The following is a 15,544-nucleotide window of genomic DNA, read 5'->3' on the forward strand; positions in this document are numbered from 1 at the left end:
ACAATGGCCATTCGCATCTTGCACGTTGTCTCGCAGCACCAACGGGTTAGGCGGCGTCTGAGCTGGCTGCTCCTACTCTTCGAGCCGCGTCCGGACGCTCTCTGCGTGTGCTTCCAGTCCTTCGGCTTCCGCAAGCGTCGTGATCGTCCCCCCCAGGTCCGCCAACGCTTCCCGATCGAGTCGCTGAACGGTCGTCGATCGAACGAACGTGTCGACGGAGAGCCCCCCGGTCAGTTTTGCGCCGCCCCCGGTCGGGAGGACGTGGTTCGTCCCACTGGCGTAATCGCCCGCTGCGACGGGCGTATACGGGCCCAGAAAGACGCTCCCGGCGCTGTCGATCCGATCGAGCACCGCTTCGTCGTCCTCGGCGACGATCGAGAGGTGTTCGGCAGCATACTCCTCGGCGAAGAGTATCGCCTCGCTCATCGATCGGGCGTGAAGGATCGCGCTTTCGTCACCGGCCAGCGCGTCGCGGATCACGTCCGATCGGGCGCGTTCGTCGATCCCTGCCTCGACTGCCTCGCCGATCGCTTCGGCAAGGGATTCGTCATCCGTCACTGCGACGACTGATGCGTTGGGATCGTGTTCGGCCTGTGCGAGCAGGTCCGCCGCAATGTACTCGGGATCTGCTGTCCCGTCCGCGATGACGAGAATCTCGCTCGGCCCTGCGAGGAAGTCGATGTCGACGTCACCACGTACTTCGGCTTTGGCTGCGGTAACCCATCGATTACCCGGCCCGACGACCTTCCCAACGCGCTCAATGGACTCGGTACCGTATGCGAGCGCGGCGATCGCCTGAGCCCCGCCCACACTGTAGACCCGATCCGCACCTGCCGCGTGGATCGCTGCGAGTGTCGCCGGATTGATCTCGTCGGCCGGCGGCGTCGCGACGGCGACGTCCTCCACACCTGCGACCTTCGCGGGGACGACACCCATAATCGCACTGGATGGGTACGCCGCAGTACCACCGGGGGCGTAGACGCCGACGCTGTCGATCGGCCGGAACCGACGACCCAGCTCTCGCCCGTCGAACTCGTCTCGCCAGTCTTCGGGGACCTGTGCCTCGTGGAACTCGCTGACGTTAGCGACGGCCGTATCGATCGCCCCCCGGAGCTCGTCGTCGATCTCCTCGTACGCGTGCTCGACCCGATCGGTGATCTCCAGACTGCCGACCTGAACGTCGTCAAATTCCCGGCAGAACTCCCGTACTGCGACGTCTCCTTCCTCCTCGACGCGTCCGACGATTTCGGCGACGTCGGAGCGAATCTCGTCGACCCCCGAATCGCGGTCGAACAGACTCGTCCGCTCGCCAGGTGAGAGGTCCGCGACTGCTTTGTAGTTCATACAAGGTGTTACGATGGGTGAGCAAAACCGTTTTCCGTATCGATCGCTCTCGTCGTGAAGAATGTCGCCCGGAACACTAACGGCCGGTATCATTGCTGGCGGCGTGCCGTCTCAACCGGGAAACCCTCGTGCCGGGCTGGCACTGCGGCAGGTGCCTGTGTTTTGTGCCGCGTGTCGCATGCCTGGGTTCGCCGCGCGTCATCGCGTCCGTGTGGACGTACTCGGGCGGGGACAAAGGCACGCACTGGGTCTATGCCCGGCAGTTCAAAAAGGGTGTCGTCACGGGGTGCTATTCGTTCTCCAGTTCAATCGCACCGACTTTGCCCAGTACTGAGAGGACAAAGACGAGCGCAGCGAGTACGAATCCACCGGCAAACAGCGGCGCCGCAACGGTCTGGGCGGTCTCAAAGCCAAGGACCAGTCGCGTGGTTCCGAGTACCAGAAAGCTTCCCACCGCGAGGAGACCGGCGAGTGCCGCGAGTTTGAGTATCGTCTGCTCGTGCACTCTCGATGCGAGGGGCCACTGGCTATTAGTAGTAGTGCTCGAAAAAAATCGGTTCGGATCGGGGTGCGCCTAGTTCGGGAACTGGTCGAGGTCGGAGAGGACGAGCTCTTGACCCATCTCGAACTCCTCGGCTTCGAGGTCAGCCTCGATTTCGACGAACTTCTCGTCACCGATCACATCGACGAGGATCGTCTCGTCGCCGGGGTTCCAGCCAGCGAAGTGCGATCCTGCACCCGTGTCGAGCTCTTTGACAACCTCGTAGTCGTCGACAGTAACGATCTGGGTCTTTGCGCCGCCCGTGCTCGGGATTGCAGCGTAGCGATACTCACTGTCGAAGTCGACCATGTGTGGGACCTCCTCGGTACCCTCGCCAAGACTGACCTCGTTTTGAACCTCGATGGAGCCTTCGCCGTCCGGATGAAGGATGTACAGGTTCGCAACGCCCTGATCGAGCGCCCAGACCTCGTAATCGTCGTCGCCGTCGCCGGGGACAACGCCGATTCCGTGGAAGTCAGGGGTCGGCTGATCGGGGTCCTCACGATCATCGTCATCGTAGTTGTCGATCGGGTCGGGTTCGACGACCTCGACCAGTTCGCGGCTCTCGACGTTGATGACGGCCACGCCGGGGGTATCACCTGCGATCTGGTGTGGGCCGGACTGCTGTTCGGGGCCACGGGTCGAAGCGAACATCAGCTCGCCATCTGGGGAGGCTGCGAGAATGTCGGGAGACTCGCCGACTTCGTCGATCTCCTCGATGACCTCGTCGGTCTCCGGATCGATGATGACGCCGTCGTCGGTGTCGCGGTTGACCATCCACAGCTCCTCGTTATCAGGGGTGAACATGACGCCGTGTGCGTCGTAGCCCTCGGTGCTGCGGGTGTCACCAATCATCTCGTGGCTCTCGGTATCGAAGACCCACCAGTCACCGGCTCCGTCGGCTTCGTCCGTGTCCGCGCTTCCGGCATTGACGTAGAACTTCTCCTCGGTCGGGTGGGCGAGCGTCCCACAGTTCGCGGGGATCTCCGGGAACTCCTCGGTAATCTCGAACGATTCGGGGTCGAATACGATCAGCCCGCCGTCAGCGTAGCTGGGACCGAGCGTAACGTACGCCTCGCCATCGTGCGTGTAGTCGTGGCAAACCGGACTGGCACTGGCGAAGGCCGCTGCCTCTTCACCGTCTTCGTCGCCGTTCTCGTCGCCGTTTTCGTCTCCATTTTCGTCGCCGTTCTCCGCTCCGTTCTCGTCATCGTCGCCGCCGAGGCAGCCAGCGAGTGCAATACCGCCTGCGACCGCACTCGTCTGCAGGAATCGACGTCGAGTTTCTCGGGTCGTCATACTGGCTCTTACAGTAATTCTACAATAAAAGACCTCCGTTATGAGGGCGTCAGAGTTGCAAAAATCGGCATCTGACCTAGATAGCGGCAACAACATATTTGTATCCATAACAGAGGGTTTTGTTGCTGGTATCTGTGACGGCACGAGGCGTTCGGTACAAGTATCATCGGGAACTAGTTCGAGTAACAAATGTCGCTTCCGGACCCAGAGGGACTGTCCCGCCGCGAGTACGTGAAATCGGTCGTTGCAGTTGGTGGTGCAGGGGCTCTGTCAGCCTGTCTCGGTGAGGACGACGATATCGAAATACCATCTGGTACGGACGAATTCGACGATCTCCCTATGGGACAGCACGAGTGGAACTCGTTTTTCGAGGCGGACGAGCACGGGAACGTCCGACTGCCGCGACATCACGTACTGGCGTATCTCGAACTGGACGGCGAACCGACCGATACCGATCGTGAAGCGGTTGAGTCAGCGTTGCAAACCCTCGAACGTGCCTACGAGTGGAGCAACGACGGCCTCGTGTTCACGATCGGATACTCCCCATCGTACTTCGATCGGTACGAGGAATCGCTGCCCGATGGTGTGGATCTCCCAGACCCGACCAGCCTGACATCCCTGGAGGACCTCGACGATGACGATCTGGATACGTACGATGCGCTCGTCCACTTCGCCAGTGACGAGCCCGTCGCGCTGCTCGAAGCCGAACTGGCGATGTTCGGCGACACCGACACGCTCAGCGGATCGGACGCCGAGCCCCAGAATACGGATTCTGACACTGTGAACGGGGTCGCCGTGGAGGATCGGCTCTCCGATGTCTTCGAGCTTGCAGACCGTCGGACGGGCTTTTTCGGAGCTGGACTACCCACCGAGAACACCGACGCGACCGGAATCCCGGACGACTATCCGATTCCCGAGGAAGCACCGATGTTTATGGGGTTTCGCGGTCGCTTCACAAAGAGCCAGCCAAGCGAGGAGCGGGTAACGATTCAGGACGGCCCCTTTGCTGGCGGCACAACGCAGCACGTCTCGAAGATCCGCCAGCAACTCGATCAGTGGTGGGAACAGGACAGCCAGTCGGTCCGAGTCGCGAAGATGTTCAGTCCCACTCACGAACGCGAGGACCGCGTCGGCGAGTACGGTGAGAAGCTCACCGACTCCCCCGAAATCGAGGACGTTGTCGAACAGACTGAAGCAGACGCTTCCGGGGGGATGGTCGGCCACGCACAGAAAACAGCCAGGGCACGGGAGGACGGCTCGCCGATCATCTACCGACGCGACTTTGACACGACCGACGACGATATCGCCGGACTCCACTTCGTTTCGCTGCAGCGTGAGATCGGGGACTTCGTGAAAACACGAGAAGCGATGACTGGCTCCGACTTGCCGATCGGTTCGATACTGAATAACGGCATCCTGCAGTACATCTCCGTCCGTCGACGTGGGAACTTCCTTATCCCTCCGCGCGAGTATCGCGCGCTTCCATCGCCGCGTCCCGAATAAGTGTCTGCTCTGGGGTCGGAGTATCCACAGTCGTCCTGCGTCATTGACGGCGGGTGTATCCCCCGATATCACGGGGTATAAATATTTCAGATGCCCAACTACCACAGGATGAAACGCCGTCGATTCATATACACTGGAGCGACTGCCGCAGGGCTGGCAGGACTGGCTGGCTGCCTTGGTGGTGACGACGACACCGAGGACACTGACGATACTGAGGGCGAACCGGGCAACGAGGAAGCCGCGTTTGATGCGATGCCCCGGGTCGAGAACCCACCGGATGCGGTCTATCTCCCATCTCACCGCGACGGTATGGTGATGCTCGACACCGAAACCGCCGGCGACGTTGCCGTTTCGCCGATGCTTTCGATCCCACACTTCTTCTGGATCGTCGAGACCGGGATCGGTGAGGGATACACCGTCGACCGCGTCGATCCACCGGAGGGTGATTCGGTCCACTTCATGGCGACTGTCTGGGACACCGAAACCGAGGTCGTCCTGCCCGTCGACAGTGGGCTCTCGATCGAGATCGAGAAGGACGGCCAGCTCGTCGATTCGCGCACACCGTGGCCGATGATCTCGCAGGGCATGGGCTTTCATTTCGGGGATAACTACGAGCTCGACGGCGACGGCGAGTACACTGCCACCATCTCGACCGGATCGATGGAGGATGTCCGTCTGACCGGCGAGATGGAGGGCCGATTCCAGACCTCGGAAACCGTCACCGTCGAATTCGAGATGGACGCCGAACGCCGACAGCACCTCGTCGATTCCGTCGAACTGTTCGACGAGGACCGATGGGGGAATCGTGAGGCGGTCCCGCCGATGGATCACGGCGATCACGACGACGGCCACGATCACGGAGACGACCATGACGACGATCACAATCATGGAGACGACCATGACGACGGTCACAACCACGACGACGATCACAACCACGACGACGACCACGGCCACGACGACGACCATGGGCACGGTGATCACCATATGCCGTACTCGTCCCTGCCCGAACCGGAACACCTCCTCGGGAACCTGCTCGGCACGCCGACGTTCGACGATGCTGTCTATGCGACGACGCTCGTGGAGGCTGGCTCGCGGTTCGTCGAGGGCGACGATCAGTATCTTGTCGTCTCGCCCCGAACGCCGTACAACCGGTGTGTACTTCCACAAATGTCGGTTTCGGCGACGATCGAACGGGACGGCGAAACGGTCGATCTTGGTAGCCTACAGCCAACACTGGATCACGAACTCGAGTTCCACTACGGGACGCCAGTCGAGGAGTTACAGAATGGAGACGAACTCGTTCTTTCGATCGATTCGGTCACGCAGGCCTCCCGTCATCAGGGCTACGAGACGGCGTTTACCGAAACCGGAGAGGTTCGGATCGAGATCGAGGATCTATAGGGATGAACTGGACACACGGATTCGTCATCGTCGTCGTGTGTTTGTTCGCCACCGCAGGGCTCGCCGGTGCTATCGGAACCTCCGGTGCGAGTGATAGCGTGACGATTCTGGAGGTCGATCCCGGGACGAACGAAGCGCCGCCCGGTGAGACGGTTCATGTTGGCGTGACGATGACAAGCGACGGCGGCTACGGCGACATCGGCGTGGACAACGCATCTGTTGCGATGGAGTACGACTCGGAGGCCCTGACGCTCGAATCAGTCGACCGCGGCCCGTGGATGGAGCAGGGTAACGAGACGGAGATCGCCACCGAGACGACTATCGACGAGGAGGCGGGCTACGCCTGGATCGGTCAGGACCGTGATCCCCACGAAGGCGGCGCAACGGGTCAGGATCGCCTCGTTACGTTTACCTTCACCGTCGACGAGGATGCCGACGAAGGCGAGTACGATCTCGAACTTACCGACGCTTCTTCGTCGCTGACCAACGAGTGGCCACAGCAGGTGTTCCTCCATCACGGAACGCTCGTGGTGGACGAGGATGCGTCAGTAGTTGACGCCGGACCGCCGGAGGGGTACGAGGATAGCGCTGGAGAGGACTCGATGCCCGGCTTCGGGATCGGGATCGCGATGATCGCAGTGGTGCTCGTGGCGGTAGTCCGGAGTCGGTTCGACAGGCGCTAGATATCGTACTTCGACTCGGGGAACTGCACGTATTTTCCGTTGCGATAGCTGAATTTTGTCCGCTTGTATGTGCTCAGTAGTTTCATCGCACTGAAGCCGGAGCGTAGCTCCCAGTCGATCAGTTTCCCCTCGTCGGGTGCGGTCAGATCACTGGCGACGGAGAAGGTCCTGTCCCAGTCGGCCGGCCCGTACTCCTCGACGATATCTGCAAAGGTGACGTTCCGAGTGATTTCATCGCCGATCGCCGCCTTCCACCGGTCATTGTACGCGCTGATGTCGCCGTTAGCTGCCAACTCGCCGGCGATCTTCCCCGTCCGAATGGCGACGTGGTCGCCCCCTTCGTGGAACGCCGACGTCGTCCCCATTGCCCCACCGGCGACGAGGATTCCAGCCCCGGTGGGCGAGTCGATCGGTCGGGTCGACGAGATCGGATACGTTTCCGTCCCGTTCTGTTTGCCTCTGTCCTCGACGACCGGGAAGTCGGTCTCGACGTCGTACTCGTGTTCGAGCAGTCGTCGAAGATACTCCCGTGGGGAGGGTAGCTGCTCGTCGTCCTCGTCGACGAGGACGTAGTCCGTCGGATTCTCGACATCGTCGATACCAAGTCCGATGGGCATAGTCAGCCCGACACGGGCGACCCTACCGTCGTTCGGGAACACCCACGGATAGGCCGTCTCGCCGGGGATGTAGCCCCACCAGAATTTCAATCGTGATTCGTCGAACAGCTCCTCGGGAATCTCCCGGTACTCCTGATAGGCGATGTGGTTCGCATGGGTAGTGCCGAGATAGTCGGTAATCGACTCCTCGGCGGGCATATATCGGTCGAGAACCCGGTTGGTAACCTGTCGCTGTGGCCCATCCGCGAGGATCAGGAAGTCCGCACCGATCTCGTCGCCGTCACGCAGTTCGACCAGATGTCTGGGACCATCCCCACGGTTCGTCTCGACGTCGACGACGCTCACGCCGACCCGATATTCCGCGCCCGCGCTCTCGGCTTCGTCGCGGAGCCAGTCGTCGAATCGGGCGCGGTGGAACGTGAATCCGAAGTTCGGGTACGACGAGTCGATCCCGGTTGTGTCCATCGCGAACTCCTCGGACGGGCCGATGAAATCAGTCCCATCGAGTTGGCGGTGGATCACCTCGTCGGGGATCCGCTCGTACTCGATGTTCATAATGTCAACCCAGTAATCGAGTATACCCGCTGCGTCCGTCGAGTCGGGGCCGAGCCGGTCGCGATCCTCGCGGGGAACTCCTTTTTCGAGGGTAACTGCCTCGGCACCGCGTCTTGCGGCTTCCCAGGCTGCGCTCATCCCGGCGGGACCTCCACCGACGACGGCTACATCATACCGCTCCATACACCGATTGGCCCAGCCCAGCGATATTAATCCCCCGGATATTGACGCTCCCCCACCCTGCGTGAAGGTTTTTCTCCCCGGAGAGCACACGTACCAGTATGGCAACTGACGAGTTCAGCGCCGAGTACGAGCACGTGAGCGTCGAGCGGGAGGGTGCGGTCGGCTATCTCCGGATGGATCGGGCCGACGCGTACAACGCGATGAACGAGATGATGGCCGGGGAGATCAGGGACGCCTCGATCGAGCTGATGGAAACTGACGACGACGTACGCTGTACCGTTCTGACCGGCGCTGGCGAGTGGTTCAACACCGGGGCTGATCTCTCGCAACTGGAGGGTGACGAGTCCGACGGCCGCCGCCTCCGGGATCTCGCGTCCCGAATTCATACTGCTGTTCAGCACATCGCTACCGCGCCCAAACCAGCCGTTGCGGGAGTCAACGGCGTCGCAGCGGGGGCTGGGTTTGGCCTCGCGATGGCGGCCGATCTCGTCGTCGTCAGTGAGGACGCCCGGTTCGAGTTTGCGTACCCTCGTCTTGGCCTCTCCGGCGATGGCGGCATTACACACTTCCTGCCGGAGCTCGTCGGCCATCGTCGCGCCCGCGAAATCGCCCTGCTCGACGAACCGATCGATGCCGAGAAGGCCGTCGAGTTGGGGCTGGCGACAGAGGTCGTCCCCGCGAGCTCGTTTGACGACCGCCTCGATGAACTGGCTTCGGAACTCGCGAACGGTCCGACACGCGCGTTCGGCGCGACAAAACGGCTACTGACGAACAGCCACACCCGATCGCTCGACGACCATCTCGACGCCGAGACCAACACGATTGCACGCCTTGCCGGTACCGATGACTACGCGCGTGGTCACGAGGCGTTTTTCGCGGAGTCCGAGCCGGAGTTTGAGGGGAACTGAGCGGATTCTCGGCTGTCTTCGTGCTCGCGCGCGAACCGCGATCGGTTAGCCAAACATAAACCACCGTAGTTCGTTCCTCCGAACATGACGGATACACCGACTGACGTGCTCGTCCTTCGGAAGGACACACACGGCGTTCCGACAACCGAGTACGCGGACGCACTCCGTGCCCGTCTCCCCGAGAACGACGTGACACTCGCCCGAACGCCCGGTGAAGAACGGGAGTTGATCGAAGACGCCGAGTTCGTCGCCGGGATGGTGCTGGACGAAGCACTGGTCGATCACGCCACCGAGATGAAGGTGTTCGCCTGCGCGTATGCGGGAGTCGGCCACCTCCCACTCGACACATTGCGCGAAAAAGGCGTCACCGTGACCAACGCGTCGGGCGTCCACGGGCCGAACATGGGTGAACACGTGCTCGGGAACATCCTGACGTTCGCCAGACGGTTTCACAGGGGTTTCCGTCAGCAGCAACGGCGTGAGTGGCGTCACTACCAGACCCACGAACTACAGGGTTCGACGGTTACGATCGTCGGCCTCGGGCCGATCGGACAGGCCGCGGCGGAGCGACTGGACGCCTTCGGCGTCGAGACGATCGGCGTCCGGTACACGCCCGAGAAGGGCGGTCCGACTGACGAAGTAATCGGCTTCGGCGGCGACGCGTTCGACGACGCGCTTGCCCGCTCGGACTACGTCGTCCTCGCATGTCCGCTTACCGACGAAACCGAGGGACTGATCGGCCGTGACGAACTGATGACGCTGCCGCCTCACGCCGTCCTCGTTAACGTGGCCCGCGGGAAAGTTGTCGACACGGACGCCCTGGTCTCGGCGCTGCGTAGCAACACGATCCGTGGGGCTGCACTCGACGTCACCGATCCCGAACCACTCCCGGAAGACCACCCGCTCTGGAACCTCGGCAACGTCCAGATCACGCCACACAACGCCGGGCACACGCCCAAGTACTACGAACGCCTCGCAGACATCGTCGCCGAGAACGTCCGCCGGGTCGACGAGACTGGCGAGTACGACGGGCTTCGTAATCAGATCGAACCCTGAGCGGTCGACCGGCCAGAGCCGTAACGAGAGGACGGGCGGCGATGGCGTACTGGACCGCTACTGGACGCTCCGGGATACCCCTGTAACATTATTTACAACGTTACATCTAGCACATTGTGACACGGCTTCTCGGTCCGGGGTTGTCGAACTGTCACCGGTGCAGTATCGATTCCGAACTCGGTCGGGGCGTGACAGCTCGCTGCCCGATCGTATTCGGCTGAAAAACGACGAGAGTGCGCGCGTTACAGGTACCCTTCTTCGAGCAGCAGTTCGCCGTTCAGCACGCTCGCACCGGCTGCTCCGCGGATGGTGTTGTGGGCGAGGCAGTTGTACTGGAGTCCAAATGTGGACTCGCGGAGACCGCCCGCGGCGATGGACATCCCGTCACCAAGGGTTCGGTCCATCCGGGGCTGTGGTCGATCCGGCTCCTCGAAGACGTGGATGAGCTGCTCGGGCGACGAGCGAAGATCGAGCGAGGGGTACTCGCGCATCGCCTCGGCTGCCGCGTCGGGCGTCAGATCGTCTTCGGCCTCGACCCAGACGTTCTCCAGATGTCCGTCGATCGTCGGGATGCGGTTACACGAGGCGGCGACGTCGACGCCATCGTGTGAGAGCGACGCACCGTCGAACTCGCCGAGCAGTTTGCGGGATTCGTTTTCGAGTTTGTCCTCCTCGCTGCCGATGTAGGGGATCGCGTTGTCGATGATCTCCATCGAGGTGACGCCGTCGTAGCCCGCGCCGGAGACGGCCTGCAGGGTCGCCACGTGAACCCGTTCGAGGCCGTACTCGGCGAGCGCGGCGAGCGTGGGAACGAACGTGATCGTCGAGCAGTTCGGGTTCTTGACCATTGCGCCGTCCCAGCCTCGCTCGTCGCGCTGGACTTCGAGAAGGTCGAGGTGGTCGGCGTTCACTTCCGGGATGACGAGCGGGATATCGTTGTCCATCCGGCCGTTCGAGGAGTTCGAGGACATGACGTAGCCCGCCTCACAGAACGCCGGCTCGACCTCCGCACCGACGCTCGACGGGAGCGAGGAGAATAGCAGGTCGACGTCGTCCGGAACGGCGTCGGGGTCGGTTGCAGCAACTGTCGTATCAGCCACCTCGTCCGGGATCGGCGAGTCGACGCGCCACTTCGCAGCGTCGCGATACGCCTTGCCCTCGCTCGATTCGCTCGCGGTGAGGGCCGCGATTTCGAACTCTGGGTGGGGGTCGAGTAGCTGAATAAGTCGCTGTCCGACGGCTCCGGTTGCGCCGAGGATTCCAACGCGTACAGACATATGAGTTGGTCGGATTCGGGCGCTCAAAACGGTTTGGATCCGCGTCTATCAGCCCGCTCGAACGCGATTCAGCGAGAGCGTTGTAACTGCTCGAATACGCTCTGAAACGGTGAAAACCAGTTACGCTGCCTGTCCGGCCTTCTTCCGGGAGATGAATCCGGCGACGCGGTTACGGACGTCTTTGGATTCGATGTTCGTGAGCGTGTCGACGCCCTTTTTGTTGTGCTCGAAGTCCTCCGAGAACGCGTCGGGGTACCGCTCCAGTAGTATGTGACCCGTCTTCTTGACGTATCCAGGTTTGATTGGCATATCTGATCTCTTGTCCACTCGGTGCCTAAAAGGGTTCGATTCCGCTCCCGCAGGCGTCGATTTCAATCGGCGTCGCGCCACTCCACCAGCGCCGAGAGTCGGTCGAACGCGGCCCGCTCTGACGGGCCGCCACAGGTCTCGACGACGTCCTCAAAGTACGACAATCGGTCGACCAGCGTCGCGGTATCGTAGGCATCGACGTCGAGTCGGGACGCGGCGACTGTCGCCTCGATGACCGCGTAGTAGCCCCGGTTCGTGGTATGGGGTCGAGCATCGACGACCGTACAGTCGACCGGGTGGAGCGCCCACTCCTCTTTCTGCGTACCTCCCTCGTTCTCGACGCCAAGCGATTCGACAGCAACCTCAGCCCACGCGTCGGCTTCATCCAGAACTGGTTTCGCGCGCTCCTCGATGGACAGGGCTGCCTCCACGAACAGTTCAGGATCCGGCGTAAACTGGACGTAGCCACGACCGGTCCGCCGGAAGTTCCGCCAGGTCCGGGTTCGGCCGAACGTCGTCGCCGTGACCGGATCGCCCGCGTGAAGCCCGAGCGCCGCGAGGTTCCACAGGTCGTTCGGCCCGAGGGTCGTGACGAGCGACTCGGTGACGCCGACGAGGTCGACCGGCCACCCGTCGGTTGCGGTACTCCCGGAGCGATCCTCCCCACTCACAGCTCGATCCCGTCCCGTTCGAGCGCGATGTAGAGTCCTCCGGCCGTCAGGTCGGCCGTCGTTCCGGGGTTGATCCCGGATCGCAACAGCGATTCCGAGAACGCTTCGACCAGCTCTGGGCCACCCTCACGTGCCTCCTGAGCCCGAACCATCACGCTTCGAGCGGTACCTTTCCCGTGTTTCTTTGCGACGTGCTGGTCCGGCTCTCGCGAGAGCAGGTACAGAAACGTCGCCGCAGCGCGGTCCGGGACCGATCCCTTGCGCCTGACAATCTCGTCGGCCGCCTCGAAGGTCCGCTCGAAGCCCGTTGCCCACTCGCGGGCCACGCCGTCGTGGTCGGCGCTCTCTTCCATCAGTTCGCCGAGCGTCACGCCGCGCTCTCTGACAGCCGGCACCGCATCGCTCCCCCGGCGGACGTCGAGGTCATCGAGTTCCTCCGGCGGTTCGCCCGCCCTGACATCGACGTGGTCGAACGCCCGGTAGAACGCTGTGGCGTCCTCGACCGTCGTCTCTTCGACTACCGCCCGGACGCCCGCTCGCGTCAGGTCGTGTTCGACCGTCGCTCGCACCAGCGGAATCAGTACCAGCAACGCGCCAAACTGGGTGTTGCCGCCCGACTGGTCGGCCATCCCCTCGATCGCGCGCTCGAACGCCTCGCCGATACCGACGTCCGAATCGAGGGCCATCCGTAACCCGTTCTGTGCACCCACAGCACCAGCAAGGAAGTGTTCGAATCGCAGCCCCGGCAGGTCGTGCTGGCGGTCGACATTGCCCGGTTTGGGCGTCCCGGCGACCTCCAGCAGGAGCGCGAGTTCGGCGTTCTGGGCGGGCGTTCGCATACCTGTACGTGGTCGCTTCGGCTACTTATATGATGGCGGAGTTGCAGTCCGAGACCCGGTCAACGCTCGTGTTCGCGTTCGCGCTCGTTCGGAGCGGACGGTTCGGCGTCGACATCCGGCTCCTCCGACGCGTCGAACTCGAGTTCCGCGCCATCGTCGAGAAACGCCTCCAGACGGCGCTCGAATGTCGCTTCGTTGATCTCGCCGTCGAGATACTGCGCCCTGAGTTCGTCGACCGTGTCGCCCTCGTCGTCCACTGGATGATCGACATCGTCGCCCATGACCCACCACGCGACCACGAGAAACGGGACGGCAAAGACGGCGAGTCCGAGCGTCCCGGCGAGGTGTCCGGCGATTACGCTTCCCGTCTCGACGCCGATGGCGATCGCGGCGAACACGACCCCGAGCGCCATCGATGCGGCCGTCATAACGGCCAGCAGTCCGAGCAGGACGACCACGACGGTCGCCCACGCCGGAAGATCCTCGAACCAGTCGGGTGGCGCCATACGCTAGCATCCCCGTGATACCGCTTGAACCTTGGCCCGGAACCTCACCTGTCGAACCACTCGTCGGTCGCCGAGCGAACGCGCCGGAGCACCGTGGGGTCATCACTGGGTCGACCGACGCTAACTGCGTCGGCACCGTAGTCGAGATACTCGTGGGCCGAAGTCCGATCACGGACCTCGTTGTTTGCGATCACGAACAGATCAGTTGCCTCGGCGACCCTTTCGACTATCGGCTCGGAATCCATCGCGTCGACGTGTACGAACGATCCGCCAGCAGTCTCGATAGCCCTGGCCGTCTCGACGAGGTCGACGCCCTCGACTTCGGCCCGGACTTTGACGCCGACGGTCGCTCCCACATCGGTCGCCGCGGTCACGTACTCGGCGAGCCGGTCGGTGTTGGCCAGCAGGGTCTCGCCGCAGCCGACCGCACACAGTTCGTCCTGTCGGCAGTGCGCGTTGATCTCCAGCAGGGCGTCGTGACGAACACAGATCTTTGCTGCCTCCCGCAACGGTTCGACGCTCGTCGTCCGGACGTTCCAGCCGGGCTGGATCAGCTCGTCGGACAGCGCCCGTAGCTCTCCATCCATGAACTCGTGGGGGTCCGCTGGCAGGAACTCCTCCCGGTCGCGCTCAGTCAGGGCCCGTGCGGCCTCCCGGCTGGCGTCGTCGAGTGCGATCCCGCCGAGAAACGCCGCTCCGGCGTACTCGGCACCGCCGGTGGCCCAGTCGGCGTCTGCTCGCCCGCTCAGGCTGGCCAGAGCAACCCTCGGTGTGAACACCTCCTATCGGACCTCCACAAGTGCGCGTTCGACGGCTTCCGTTACGCGGGCGGCGTCCGAGCGCTCGTCGATCCGGATATCCGTCTCGACAGTGGGCTTCTCGAACTCGGTGTCGTCGCCCTCGTCGACGACGAACGCGTCGGCGAACGGGAACGCGGTTTCAAGCCCTGCGGAACCGGGCTCCGCCCCGACCGCCTGCATGAGCTTTGCGGCGGGTCCGGAGAACGCTTCGCTCCCGATAAACGGCGAGACGACCACGACGTTCGTCGCCCAGAGTGCGTCTCCGATCCCCGGAACCGAAAGCATCGGCCCGATACTCGTGACGGGGTTCGACGGGCCGATCACCACATCGTCTTCGAGCGCCTCCAGTACGCCGGGTGCGGGTTCGGCGTCCGAGGAGCCACGGAACTCGACGCTATCGACCGCAGGCTCGCCGTCCCTGCCGACCCAGAACTCCTGGAAGTGCATCAGGCCGTCCGGCGTGTGTAGCAGGCTTGCCACGGGATCGTCGCTCATCGGGAGGATGTCGATCTCGATCCCGAAGCCAGCCGCCAGCTGCGCGGTCACCTCCGAGAGCGTCTTGCCCTGATCGAGAAGACTCGTCCGTGTGATGTGAACCGCCCGGTCCCGGTCGCCGATCTCCATGAACTCCGCAGCACCCGAAAATCGACGCCAGTTCGCCAGTTCACGTCCCGCAGTCTGTTGTGCTTCCGAAAGATACACCGGCTCGTCGTCGATCCCCATCGCGTCGCCGAGGTCGTGTAACGCGGTGTGGGTTCCTGTGGTGTCGTTTTTGATTCCCCACCATCGCTCGCGGTCGAGGATGCCACCACCCTGAAACAGGAGCGTGTCGATATCCGGACAGACGAACAGTCCGCCGAGCTCGACGTCGTCGCCGGTGTTCGCAATCACTGTCGTTTCGTCGGGAGAGAACGAGGCGGCGGCACCGTCCAGTAGCTTCGGCGTCCCGGTGCCACCCGAGAGGAACGTGACCATACCACCCATACAGACTGGGGGGATAATAGTAGTGACGAGAGCGGAGAACCGGTACAGACGGACACGGACTCCTGTAC

At 62.7% G+C, this 15,544-nt stretch carries 16 protein-coding genes; 5 read left to right on the forward strand and 11 right to left on the reverse strand.

Annotated elements, in window-relative coordinates; all coding sequences use genetic code 11:
• Nucleotides 1-72: 72 nt before the first annotated feature.
• From hisD to AArcSt11_RS09115, 3 genes are all read right to left on the reverse strand, one after another.
• Nucleotides 73-1,344, reverse strand: coding sequence for a histidinol dehydrogenase (gene hisD / locus AArcSt11_RS09105; protein ID WP_250596476.1), 1,272 nt, complete (start codon nt 1,342-1,344; stop codon nt 73-75).
• Between the two features lie 289 nt (nt 1,345-1,633).
• Entirely contained in the window at nt 1,634-1,849 is a 216-nt protein-coding gene (locus AArcSt11_RS09110; RefSeq protein WP_250596477.1) for a hypothetical protein, read from the reverse strand.
• Between the two features lie 69 nt (nt 1,850-1,918).
• On the reverse strand, nt 1,919-3,184 hold the full coding sequence (locus tag AArcSt11_RS09115; RefSeq protein ID WP_250596478.1) for a YncE family protein: 1,266 nt from the start codon (nt 3,182-3,184) through the stop codon (nt 1,919-1,921).
• A gap of 189 nt (nt 3,185-3,373) precedes the next feature.
• Between AArcSt11_RS09115 and AArcSt11_RS09120 the strand changes: the two genes are divergently transcribed.
• From AArcSt11_RS09120 to AArcSt11_RS09130, 3 genes are all read left to right on the forward strand, one after another.
• Complete coding sequence (locus AArcSt11_RS09120) at nt 3,374-4,687, forward strand: DUF7405 family protein (protein ID WP_250596479.1); 1,314 nt, start codon at nt 3,374-3,376, stop codon at nt 4,685-4,687.
• 108 nt (nt 4,688-4,795) lie between these two features.
• Nucleotides 4,796-6,088, forward strand: a complete 1,293-nt coding sequence (locus AArcSt11_RS09125) for a DUF7350 domain-containing protein (RefSeq protein WP_250596480.1) — start codon at nt 4,796-4,798, stop codon at nt 6,086-6,088.
• A gap of 2 nt (nt 6,089-6,090) precedes the next feature.
• Nucleotides 6,091-6,771, forward strand: a complete 681-nt coding sequence (locus AArcSt11_RS09130; RefSeq protein WP_250596481.1) for a cohesin domain-containing protein — start codon at nt 6,091-6,093, stop codon at nt 6,769-6,771.
• On the opposite strand, the gene AArcSt11_RS09135 is transcribed toward AArcSt11_RS09130, so the two are convergent.
• Nucleotides 6,768-8,126 (reverse strand): NAD(P)/FAD-dependent oxidoreductase, encoded by a 1,359-nt coding sequence (locus AArcSt11_RS09135; RefSeq protein WP_250596482.1) that lies wholly within the window; start codon nt 8,124-8,126, stop codon nt 6,768-6,770. The genes AArcSt11_RS09130 and AArcSt11_RS09135 overlap by 4 nt on opposite strands.
• Nucleotides 8,127-8,224: 98 nt before the next feature.
• On the opposite strand from AArcSt11_RS09135, the gene AArcSt11_RS09140 reads away from it, so the two are divergent.
• Both AArcSt11_RS09140 and AArcSt11_RS09145 read left to right on the forward strand, forming a co-directional pair.
• On the forward strand, nt 8,225-9,034 hold the full coding sequence (locus AArcSt11_RS09140; RefSeq protein WP_250596483.1) for an enoyl-CoA hydratase/isomerase family protein: 810 nt from the start codon (nt 8,225-8,227) through the stop codon (nt 9,032-9,034).
• A gap of 84 nt (nt 9,035-9,118) precedes the next feature.
• A complete protein-coding gene (locus tag AArcSt11_RS09145) occupies nt 9,119-10,090 on the forward strand; it encodes a D-2-hydroxyacid dehydrogenase (protein ID WP_250596485.1) in 972 nt (323 codons plus the stop codon).
• A 242-nt stretch (nt 10,091-10,332) separates the two neighbouring features.
• Here the strand turns inward: AArcSt11_RS09145 and asd are convergent, their stop codons facing one another.
• The 7 genes from asd to cofD all read right to left on the reverse strand — a co-directional run bounded on the left by asd (nt 10,333) and on the right by cofD (nt 15,467).
• Nucleotides 10,333-11,367 (reverse strand): aspartate-semialdehyde dehydrogenase, encoded by a 1,035-nt coding sequence (asd, locus tag AArcSt11_RS09150; RefSeq protein ID WP_250596487.1) that lies wholly within the window; start codon nt 11,365-11,367, stop codon nt 10,333-10,335.
• Nucleotides 11,368-11,487: 120 nt separating this feature from the next.
• Nucleotides 11,488-11,676: a 30S ribosomal protein S17e gene (locus AArcSt11_RS09155; protein ID WP_238479820.1), complete on the reverse strand. Its 189-nt coding sequence runs from the start codon at nt 11,674-11,676 to the stop codon at nt 11,488-11,490.
• Between the two features lie 62 nt (nt 11,677-11,738).
• On the reverse strand, nt 11,739-12,347 hold the full coding sequence (locus tag AArcSt11_RS09160; RefSeq protein ID WP_250596489.1) for a DUF447 domain-containing protein: 609 nt from the start codon (nt 12,345-12,347) through the stop codon (nt 11,739-11,741).
• The gene (locus tag AArcSt11_RS09165; RefSeq protein ID WP_250596491.1) at nt 12,344-13,186 is read right to left on the reverse strand and encodes a triphosphoribosyl-dephospho-CoA synthase; all 843 of its coding nucleotides are present in this window, start codon (nt 13,184-13,186) and stop codon (nt 12,344-12,346) included. The genes AArcSt11_RS09160 and AArcSt11_RS09165 overlap by 4 nt, the downstream gene beginning before the upstream one ends.
• Nucleotides 13,187-13,245: 59 nt before the next feature.
• Nucleotides 13,246-13,692, reverse strand: a complete 447-nt coding sequence (locus tag AArcSt11_RS09170; RefSeq protein ID WP_250596492.1) for an SHOCT domain-containing protein — start codon at nt 13,690-13,692, stop codon at nt 13,246-13,248.
• A 44-nt stretch (nt 13,693-13,736) separates the two neighbouring features.
• A complete protein-coding gene (locus AArcSt11_RS09175) occupies nt 13,737-14,471 on the reverse strand; it encodes a tRNA-dihydrouridine synthase (RefSeq protein ID WP_250596493.1) in 735 nt (244 codons plus the stop codon).
• A gap of 3 nt (nt 14,472-14,474) precedes the next feature.
• Entirely contained in the window at nt 14,475-15,467 is a 993-nt protein-coding gene (gene cofD, locus AArcSt11_RS09180) for a 2-phospho-L-lactate transferase (protein ID WP_250596494.1), read from the reverse strand.
• Nucleotides 15,468-15,544: the final 77 nt, after the last annotated feature.

It is taken from the genome of Natranaeroarchaeum aerophilus, assembly GCF_023638055.1.
Taxonomy (GTDB): Archaea; Halobacteriota; Halobacteria; order Halobacteriales; family Natronoarchaeaceae; genus Natranaeroarchaeum; species Natranaeroarchaeum aerophilum.

Coding starts and splice junctions, on each gene's coding strand:
- AArcSt11_RS09170 (WP_250596492.1), bottom strand. CDS start 13,692: ATGGCGCCACCCGACTGGTTCGAGGATCTTCCGGCGTGGGCGACCGTC.
- AArcSt11_RS09145 (WP_250596485.1), top strand. CDS start 9,119: ATGACGGATACACCGACTGACGTGCTCGTCCTTCGGAAGGACACACAC.
- AArcSt11_RS09115 (WP_250596478.1), bottom strand. CDS start 3,184: ATGACGACCCGAGAAACTCGACGTCGATTCCTGCAGACGAGTGCGGTC.
- cofD (WP_250596494.1), bottom strand. CDS start 15,467: ATGGTCACGTTCCTCTCGGGTGGCACCGGGACGCCGAAGCTACTGGAC.
- AArcSt11_RS09140 (WP_250596483.1), top strand. CDS start 8,225: ATGGCAACTGACGAGTTCAGCGCCGAGTACGAGCACGTGAGCGTCGAG.
- AArcSt11_RS09130 (WP_250596481.1), top strand. CDS start 6,091: ATGAACTGGACACACGGATTCGTCATCGTCGTCGTGTGTTTGTTCGCC.
- AArcSt11_RS09165 (WP_250596491.1), bottom strand. CDS start 13,186: ATGCGAACGCCCGCCCAGAACGCCGAACTCGCGCTCCTGCTGGAGGTC.
- AArcSt11_RS09155 (WP_238479820.1), bottom strand. CDS start 11,676: ATGCCAATCAAACCTGGATACGTCAAGAAGACGGGTCACATACTACTG.
- AArcSt11_RS09120 (WP_250596479.1), top strand. CDS start 3,374: ATGTCGCTTCCGGACCCAGAGGGACTGTCCCGCCGCGAGTACGTGAAA.
- AArcSt11_RS09125 (WP_250596480.1), top strand. CDS start 4,796: ATGAAACGCCGTCGATTCATATACACTGGAGCGACTGCCGCAGGGCTG.
- AArcSt11_RS09135 (WP_250596482.1), bottom strand. CDS start 8,126: ATGGAGCGGTATGATGTAGCCGTCGTCGGTGGAGGTCCCGCCGGGATG.
- hisD (WP_250596476.1), bottom strand. CDS start 1,344: ATGAACTACAAAGCAGTCGCGGACCTCTCACCTGGCGAGCGGACGAGT.
- asd (WP_250596487.1), bottom strand. CDS start 11,367: ATGTCTGTACGCGTTGGAATCCTCGGCGCAACCGGAGCCGTCGGACAG.